This window comes from Paenisporosarcina sp. P4_D4 (assembly GCF_056401835.1).
On record NZ_JBFUIO010000300.1, the window covers coordinates 1 to 1,331 of the forward strand.

Genomic DNA, 1,331 nt, shown 5'->3' on the forward strand with positions numbered 1-1,331 from the left:
ATTGCTTGGTTTACACAGTTCCTTATGTAGTTTAGTAACTTCTGAAATCTTAAAAAAAATGTACTTAAACTAACGGGTGCTTTAGTTAAAGATCCTGGTTGCAAAGCAATTCTTTTTTAATGAACAAACTGAGTGTTTGATTGATGAATAATTAAAAGAGACAGAAAAGCCCTCCCTTTTTCTGTCTCTTTTACTTAGATAACACTTAACCAAAGTTCTAGACTTTCATTAACAGAATCACTAACTAACTTAATAAACGGTTCATGATCGCCAGTTGTGTGTGCAAGATCCAAAGCGTCGTAATATCGAGCACGATCAATGGCTTTAATGACAGCAGGGGGGAAGCCAGCTTTCATTAATTCATAGTTCATTAACAAGCGAGAAGTACGTCCGTTACCATCAATAAACGGATGGATTTTYACAAACTCCGCATGAACCCTTGCTGCACGTTCTACTGGATGTATCGTTGACCATTCATTTTCAACCGTCTCAACAAATCGCTCCATCAATTCTTGAACAGCTACATGGTCTGGTGGCCGATGAGACGCCCCACCGATTAAGACATTCTCTTTTCGATACACACCGGCATTGTCATCTTGTATTCCTTTTAACACAAGACGATGAATCGATTTAATTGTCCATTCCGTCAAACGTTCATGCTTTTGAACGATCTCTTCCAAGTAGTCAATCGCATCTCGATGATTAATCACTTCAAGATGTTCGCGCATCGTTTTTCCACCCACAGTCATGCCTTCCAGAACCACTTTCGTTTCGGAAATAGTCAATGTATTTCCTTCGATAGCATTCGAATTGTAGGTCCAGTCAATTAGTACATGATTGAGCAGTGACTTCACTGAATTGGCTGGTAAGGGTCTCGCTTTATCTAATTTTCTTTTCTTTCCGTCTATTTCATGAAAGTTCAACGTGCATCACCGTCCTCATCCGTCCGCAACAAGTTCATGTTGTTTAATCCTGCATTCATTCTATCATTTTCTACGAAGTGACAGTGGATTCATTTACACCCTCTAATTATTTTCCTTTCTAGCTCTTCACCTTATTTTTCTTCACAAATTCAGAAAATGTCTGGAAAACTTTTTCCCTTTGTTCCATTGAATCTTCTCCCAGATCAAAATACTTTTCAGCAAGGGCACCGGTTTCAATTAACCGTTTGGTCCGGGCTTTTCTCTTTTCCCAACTAATTTTACGCAGGGCTTCATTTTCCAACCGTTTTTTCTTTTGTTGCAGAGCCTTCACTTTTTCTTGTAACTCATTCGCTTGTTGCAGTCGATTATCCTTCATGGCGCATCATTTCGATTTCACGCGTTTCATTC

Annotated in this window: 2 protein-coding genes; both read right to left on the reverse strand. The window is 39.1% G+C overall.

The features are described from left to right. Window positions 1–194 precede the first annotated feature (194 nt). On the reverse strand, window positions 195–923 hold the full coding sequence (locus tag AC1DSL_RS18305; protein WP_477533346.1) for a Fic family protein: 729 nt from the start codon (window positions 921–923) through the stop codon (window positions 195–197). A gap of 118 nt (window positions 924–1,041) precedes the next feature. Continuing rightward, window positions 1,042–1,254 carry a hypothetical protein gene (locus AC1DSL_RS18310; protein ID WP_477533347.1) on the reverse strand — a complete coding sequence of 71 codons (213 nt, stop codon included), beginning with the start codon at window positions 1,252–1,254 and terminating at the stop codon, window positions 1,042–1,044. Window positions 1,255–1,331 lie beyond the last annotated feature (77 nt).